This window comes from Algibacter pectinivorans (assembly GCF_900112595.1).
In the GTDB taxonomy this organism is placed as follows: domain Bacteria; phylum Bacteroidota; class Bacteroidia; order Flavobacteriales; family Flavobacteriaceae; genus Algibacter_B; species Algibacter_B pectinivorans.
This window is the reverse complement of the sequence record NZ_FOMI01000015.1, coordinates 1-8,392: the sequence shown is the minus strand read 5'-3', so window position 1 is coordinate 8,392 and position 8,392 is coordinate 1. Positions and strand designations below refer to the sequence as shown.

The window sequence follows — 8,392 nt, the reverse complement described above, 5'->3', positions numbered from 1 at the left end:
GCAATTATCGTTTACTGTTGGAGGAGTAGGCTCTACAGCATCATCTAAATTATCAACCGTTTCAAAACCATTAGCAGGTAAGATAAAGGCTGTAAGTTCAATGTTGTAAGTGTATGTATATACGGCTTCGTTTCCTGCACAATCCGTATACGTAAAGGTGTATATTTTTTGACCTTCGCACTCAGGGTCTGCATTTTCAGTAACTACAGGAGTAATATCATCACCACAAGCATTAGTTAATTGTGGAGCTTCAGGTAGGGTAGCATCAGCAATACATTGTACATCTGTAACAACATTTTCTGGAACGCTAGGCGCAGTTGTAACATTTATAATATAGGTGTATGTGTAAACGGTTTCGTTTCCTGAACAATCTGTGTAAGTAAAAGTGTATATTTTTTCACCTTCACATTCAGGATCTACACTTTCAGTAATTACAGGTGTTATATCGTTTCCACAGGCATCTGTTACTTCTGGTGCTGTTGGTGGTGTTACATTTGCAAGACATTCTACAGTAGTTGTTACACTTCGAGATACAACAGAAACTATAGTTGTATCTATATTATAAGTGAATGTATATACGGCTTCGTTTCCTGCACAATCTGTATAGGTGAAAGTGTATATTTTTTGCCCTTCACATTCAGGATCTGCACTTTCAGTAATTACAGGTACGATAGTATTTCCACAAGCATCCAATACTTCTGGAGTTTCAGGTTGAGTTGCATCAGTAAGACATTCTACAGTTGTAGATTCATTTTCAGGAACTACAGGCAGCGTTGTTACATCGATAGTATAGGTATGTTCCCAAATACCGGTGTTTCCAGCACAATCTGTGTATGTAAAGGTGTAAATTAAATCACCTTCACATTCAGGAGCAGTACTAGTAGTCATTACAGGAATAATTTCATCGCCATTAGCATCGTTAACCGTTGGAGGTGTTGGAGGGATAGCTTCTGAAATACATTCTACCGTTGAAGTTTCGCTTTCAGGCACTGTAAAAGGTGCTAATTCTATAGTGTAAGTGTACGTCCAATTGGCTGTGTTGTTTGCACAATCGGTATAAGTATAAGTATAAACAACTGAGCCTTGACAATCTGGAGTTTCAGATTTTACAGGTTCAGACGGTGTAATTGGATTATTGCAATTATCGTTTACTGTTGGAGGAGTAGGCTCTACAGCATCATCTAAATTATCAACCGTTTCAAAACCGTTAGCTGGCAAAATAAAGGAGGCGTTTAACTCAATGGTATAAACAAATGCCCACTCATCAGAATTACCCGCACAATCGGTAAATGTATATGTATAAGTTCTAGTGCCTTCACAAGTAATAGGATTAGGAGAATCTGTAATAACAGGAGCCGAGGCCGTTAATTCGTTACCACAACCATCTTCAACAGTAGGTAAAATAACGGCAGTACCGTCGGCATCATCAATACACTCAACAGTTAGCTCTCCATCGGCATCAGGAATTGTGAAAGTTGGGACGTTTATTGTATACACATAAGACCACTGGTAAGAATTATTGGAGCAATCTATAAAGGTATACGTATAGGTTTTGGTACCTGCACATTCCAAAGGATTTAGATCCTCTGTAACAACAGGAGCTGAAGGGGGTAATAGATTTCCACAAGGATCTGTTATTTCTGGAATTGTGAACGTTTCAGTAGCATTGGCTAAACAATTAACAGTTTCTGCCCCATCATCTGGAATCATTATAGGTGATGAGCTTTCAATTGTAATGATTTGAGTAAATTCTTTTGTCGTGTTACTACATTCATCTGTAAAGGACCATGTATTTGTATATGTACCAGTATCTGGACAATTATTATCTGCTACAAAAGAACCTTTTACTTCATTTATAGTAAAATTACAAGCCGTATCAACTTCTGGAGCCAAAGCTTGAACAGCAGATAGTGCATTTGCATCATTACATTCAATCGTTCTATTTAAAGAATCTTCTGGGGTTTGCCAATCTGCAGTTGGTTTAATAACGTTAACAATGGTTCTCTCGTTATTACCAACGCCACATTCGACCTCCGATGAACTGGTTGTTGTTTGGGGATCTGGGTTTAAAACACCTCTGTAAGTAGTACTAAATTGTAAACCAAATTCTGTGTCGCAGTCTTCTGTTAAAAAATAGCATTCATCTTTAATAATTAAATCAAAATCCACATTTAGAGGAAGTGATTTAGATGTAACATAAGAATCTTCAACTGTAAATTCTAAGTATCTTCTTGTAGAGTCATAAACAGCACTAACTCCATCAGGTAAATTCGATACGGGGAAACCTACAGTAAGTTGAGGAGGTAGCGTAGTAAATATTTTAACCTCTCTAGCATCGTCGTTACCTTTGTTTTCTACCACAAAATTTCCTGTAATAGTTGCTCCTGGATTTTGAGCTGTACTAGCTACATCGGTAGTAACTTCAATAGGACCTAATTTTGGTTCAAAAACTTCAACAGATAGACCTAATAGATACAAACCATATGACTCATTATTTGTGGTTAATCTTATGGTTGTTGAAGTTTGATCATTTCCTATTAAAGAATTACCTGTATTATTTAATTTAAAAATACCAGCATCAAATCCTAAGGTATTTGTACTTGCTGGGTTTCTATCTATAAAATTATCATTATTAATAGTTATTCGACTGTTAAAAAAATTATCAACATTTCTTAATGGTAAAATGGTACTAGTTGTTAAATTTTCAAAATCATTAGCATTTCCTGCTGTTCCAGGAGGAAGAATTTGCATGTTATCACCTATAAAAGTTCTATCTCCTTCTATAGCCCCAAAAAGTATATTTACATTTACATCTTGAGGTTCTGGTACTGTTAAAAATCCATCTATTTCGATATCAATAGATGGATTTCTAGATACAATATGCCCATAGCCATCAAAAATAGTTACGTTTTTTAAAGGTAAAGTAGGGCTTTCATAGACAAAAACAATTTGCCAACCACCAGCGCCATTAGCTGTATTTGTTAAACCGTGTTCGTTAAAACGGTCTATAGTAGCTTCAATATTTGCAACTTGGTAAGTATCAAAAGGAGAAATATTTTTGTTAATTAATTCTTCTTGAATTAAATCTGTAATATCTTTAACACAAGTGTAAGGGTCAAAACTAAAGTGGTCGTCTGGAATGCCATCTCCATTATCGTCTCGACCACGGTATATAATTTGATCGGCGGTTAAATCTCTATAATTTGTCTCTCCAGGTAGCATTAGTTTTACGTCATTAAAATCCCAATCTGGTCGATTCTCCGTTGCTTCTGGCGTACCACCTGGTTCATGATCTACAGCACTCCAATATAAAAAGGCTTTTTTAATAGTTAAACATTTAAAGTCTTCAATTGGTGAAATAAAGGTGGCACTACTAGAGCTAAAAGTATCATCGTCATTATCAATATCGACATATTCTAGCCTAAAATAGCTGTTATTATTTAATGGTCCGTTATAGGACCTCGTAGGGTGATCAGAAACGGAATTGTTTGCAATCATTGCAAAATCACCGTTAATAGCTCCTTCATATCGAGGTGAGAAATTAGTCTTTAATTGCCCATAGGAGCAGAAACTAAATAGAAATATGAAGGCGAAAATTAATTGATGGCGTTTATTATATAGGGTAGACGTTATCATAAGCCTTTAAATATTATGTTTTTTGAAAAGTTGCATTTTTTACTTTAAAATAAATTAGAGTACTTTCTTAACAGTAGATGAAAATTTAACATTTTCGTAAATTTTTTAGATTTAAGTTATTTGTTTTTTTGTTAAAACCGTTTAATAAAACATACACATAAATTATAAAGGCTGTTTTAGTTTTCATGATTTTAAGTTTTAGAAACACTTAAATTTAATAGAACCAAATTTTACTTTTGATTATATTTAGGTTTAATAGAAATATATTTTGAGGTATATCTTCTAGTAGGGAAGGAGTTATATTTCTTTCAATAAAAAATATATTTGTTAAGAGTAGATTTAAGGCCATATAATTAACTTTTTATAATAGTAGGTATAACAAAAAAAGGGATATGGTCTTAGTTAGTCAAATATTCATGGCAAATCACTAATAAATTCGATTAAAAGACATTATGCTTTTAAAGTTGGTCCGTTATAGGACGTGTTTTTTTTATATATATCGTTAATAAATAAAGGTTTATTTATTTTTTTACAATGTAAAAATAAGATCGGCGATTTGTTTGGTGTTCTTCTTCCGTACATTTAACGCCGTTAGAACATTTGTTTAGTAGTTGACTTTCCCCAAAACCAATAGCACTTTCTATTCTATAAGTTGAAATACCTCTAGAAAAGATATAATCTCTTGTGGCTTTTGCTCTCTTATCTGATAATTTCATGTTGTATGCATCTCGTCCACGACTATCTGTATGTGCTTCAATTTTAATTATCATATTAGGATTTACTCTTAAAACATCTACAATATTCTCTAGTTCATATTGCGCATCTGTTCTAATATCCCATTTATTAAAATCAAAATAGATGGGATTAATAACAATTTGATTCCCTTGTATTAGAGATTGTAAATATAAATCTTGCTCAATAATATTACGGTCTTCATCATTTGTGTTTATTGTAACCTGATCTCCCGAGAAAGCAATGAGTTTAGCTGTTATTGTGTATTTCTTTTGACATTTTAATGGAAATTGGTATTCGCCATTTTGAGTTGTAATTAGTTCATCAATAGTCTTTCCTGTTTCGTCAATAAGTTTTATAGTAACGTTAGCTAGTGGCTTATTATCGTTTCTATTTCTTGCAATGCCCTTTACAAGTTGCGAACAGGTTTTAGTATAAACGGTGTAAATATCGTCATTACCTTTACCCCCAGGTCTGTTAGAAGAGAAATAGCTGCGTTTATTTGGGCTATCAGTATCGATAAAATATGCGAAGTCATCAAAACCACTATTATAAGGCGCCCCAATGTTTTGCGGTTCTGCAATACTATCTTTAATAATGTTAGATTTAAAAATATCTAAAAGGCCTAAGTTTAATCTACCATCAGAGGAAAAATATAAAGTACTGTCTTTACTAATAAAAGGAAACATTTCTCTTCCTTCTGTATTAATTTTTGGTCCTAAATTTTTAGGTTCACTAAATTCATTATTAGGTAAAATATCGACCTCGTAAATATCTGTAGCTCCAAATCCTCCTTCTCTATCTGAAACAAAATATAATTTTTTATTATCTGGACTTAGAGCAGGATGTCCAGTGGAATATATATCATCATTAATACTAAGTTCTACAATATTTCCCCATCGCTTTCCTGTTAATGAAGCTTTGTATATTTTTAAGTGGGTAGTTCCCTTTTTATCAAAGTTTAATTTGTTTTTTTTGGTAACATTATCTCTAGTAAAGTATATAGTTTTTCCGTCGTTAGTAATGGTTACATTAGATTCATGATAGTCGGAATTTATGTTTTCAGAATCTATTAAAATGGGTTTAGAAAATTCCAAATCATATTCTTTTTCTTTTACGGAAACTTGATAGATGTCTAAAAAAGGCTCTTTATTCCATCCATATTTTTTTGATTCTGCAATATTTCTAGCGGAAGCAAAATAAAATTCATTTTTATAAATAAATGTTCCAAAATCGGAGTTTTCTGAATTTATACTTAAGTTTTTAATTTTTATAGATAAAGAATCTTCTATTTTATTTAGTTCGTCATATTTTAGGAGATTTCCAATTTCATAATTTTTTAAACGACTATCATCATTCTGAATTTCAATAAATCTTTTCATCCACTTATTTGCTTCGGCATATTTACCTAAACTTTTTAAAGACTGTATATATCTAAATATATGTTCGGCGTCTAAGTCGTACTGTTTTGCTGCTTTTTCATACCAATAAATAGCTTCTTTTGAGCTAGAGTTGTTGTAGTAGCAGTCTCCTAAACGTGTTAGATTGTGTTGGGTATCGTCACCGTTTTCTATTGCTTTATTATAAAGTTCGGCTGCTTTTACAAAGCCATAGTTACTGTAAAACTTATCGGCAAGTTTTGTTTGAGCAAAAATGGTACTTGTAAAGATTAACAAATAGATTATTAAATAATTGGTTTTCATAGTGATATGTTTTAGAAGTACCTTGGGGATTTAATACGTTTACTTTTAAATAATTCGTACATGAATAATATCTCGTGTGTACCACTAGTATAAGGTCTAATGTCTGAAATAGGGTATTCGTAAGCATAGCCTAATCGAATTTGTTTAGATACTTGAAAATCAGCAATAGCTCCTAGAGCTGCGGCAGACTCGTTTGCGCGGTATGCTGCACCAAACCAAAAGGTTTCATTAAATAAAAAGTTAGCTGTAAAATCAAATGAAAGCGGTGCCCCATTTGTAGCTTTAAATAACATGGCCGGTTTAAACTTTGTAGATTCGCTTAAATTAAATACATAGCCTCCAGTAAAATAGTAACTAATTCGCTCTAATGCTATGTAGTCTAGGGCGCCTTGTCTTCCCTTATTGTAATCCGTATTTAGAATTCGCGGGGCAGAGAAGCCTAAATACCACTTGTTGGAGTGAAAATATAATCCTAAACCTATATTGGGGCTCCACCTGTTTGATACGTCATCAAAAAACGGATCATTCACTGCGTTATTTAGTCTTGGATCACTAGAATCATTCAGAAGCTCTTCATCTAAACTATATTGTGTAAACCCTCCTTTAATTCCAAATGCTAGTTTATGTTTTTCACCTATAGGTAGTGTATAAGAGAAGTCTCCATATAGGTATGTGAAATTTTCATAACCAAGTTGGTCATTAATAAAAGATATACCGGCACCAATTCTGTCATTTCTCAATGGAGAATGAACTGAAAGCGTTTGAGTAGTTGGTCCTCCATCTAATCCAACCCATTGGCTTCTATGCAAACCAACAACGCTTAATGTTTCTCTACTTCCGGCGTATGCAGGATTAATAGAAATAGTGTTATACATATACTGCGTAAATTGTGGTAGTTGTTGAGAAAACCCAATCCAGCAATTGGCTAGTATAAAAATAAATATATTTAAGTTTAATGACTTCATGGTTTGTTTTAGATTTATTTAGTCCCTACATAAAATGCTTTAGCAAAAGGCTCTAACCCACTATTTTTTAAATTTACTATATAGAAATACGTACCGTTAGGAACTTTTTCGGCTTTACCAACAGATGAGTTATGGGTAAATCCATTCCAATTATTTTGGTAGTCTGAATTTTCATAAATTTTGGCTCCCCAACGATTAAATATTTGAACTTCTATAACAAAATCACATCCATCAATTGTGCTAACTGAAAAGAATTCGTTGAATTCATCTCCATTAGGGGTTATTACTTTTGAAATTCTTACTTGGTTTCTATCGCTACATGGAAGTACTATACATTCATCATGGATTTCTATACTAAGTTCTATAGAGTTGAAACACCCGCTATCTATATATGTATAGTTGAATTTATAATTTCCTAAATCTACATTTTCAGGGTCAAATATATTGGAGTTTAAATTAGTATTTCCTTCAATAACAGTCCATTCTCCACCCAAATCTGAACTGTTTAAATAACTATTTAAATCTATTGTTCCATCATCCGAACAAGCTCTATCTTCAATTACTGTAACGAAATCTACTAGGGAAACATTAATTGTTTGCGTATATTTTTGTTCGTTGTTACAAGTATCTGAAACGACCCATGTTCTTATGATTTGATAGTTAGAAGTTGTGTTATCGTCTATTGTACTTATTTCATTATATTGAACATCGGCAACGGATGAACAATTGTCTACAAATTCGACTTCAGGTACTTCCGGAATACTATCGCAATTAATAGAAATGGTAGTGGCTATCTCTGTTGTTGGTTTTGGTGCTGTAGTATCTTCAATTGTTATAATTTGTAAGTGTTCTGCAGTTAAACCATTTTGATCTGTTGCCACCCATCTGCGTTCTAAAGTATAATTACCATCACAATTTCCGTCTATTCTTGTTTCAGTAAAGTTTACTTCTACGCTGCCACAGTTATCGTTTCCTGTTAGAATAGCAGGAGCAGGAATGCTATCACATTCAAAGGTCCCATTTTCAGGTAAAGACTCAACAAATGTAGGGTCTGTATTATCAATAACAGTAACCGTTTGCTCACAAGTAGCAGTATTACCAGAACCATCGGTTACGGTCCAAGTTACAATAGTATCACCAAGCGGGAATGTCTCAGGCGCATCGTTAGTAATAGTGGTTTCAGAACAGTTATCATTTACTGTAGGGGCACCTAAATCAATATCATTAATAGAGGTATCACAACCGCTGGTATTCATATTAACAGAAATAGGGGCAGCACATTCAACAAATGTAGGGTCTGTATTATCAATAACAGTAACCGTTTGCTCACAAGTAGCAGTATTACCAGAACCATCG

The 8,392-nt window shown here is 33.4% G+C and carries 4 protein-coding genes; all 4 read right to left on the bottom strand.

The features are described from left to right. Positions 1-3,498: HYR-like domain-containing protein (locus BMY96_RS15690; protein WP_489884286.1), on the bottom strand; the 3,498-nt coding region annotated here is incomplete at its 3' end. 659 nt (positions 3,499-4,157) lie between these two features. Then, positions 4,158-6,071, bottom strand: a complete 1,914-nt coding sequence (locus BMY96_RS15685; RefSeq protein WP_092853925.1) for an OmpA family protein — start codon at positions 6,069-6,071, stop codon at positions 4,158-4,160. A gap of 11 nt (positions 6,072-6,082) precedes the next feature. Next, positions 6,083-7,036, bottom strand: coding sequence for a PorP/SprF family type IX secretion system membrane protein (locus BMY96_RS15680; RefSeq protein ID WP_092853923.1), 954 nt, complete (start codon positions 7,034-7,036; stop codon positions 6,083-6,085). A 14-nt stretch (positions 7,037-7,050) separates the two neighbouring features. Next, positions 7,051-8,392 (bottom strand): T9SS type B sorting domain-containing protein (locus BMY96_RS15675; protein ID WP_139205280.1); only part of this gene is annotated, 1,342 nt, incomplete at its 5' end.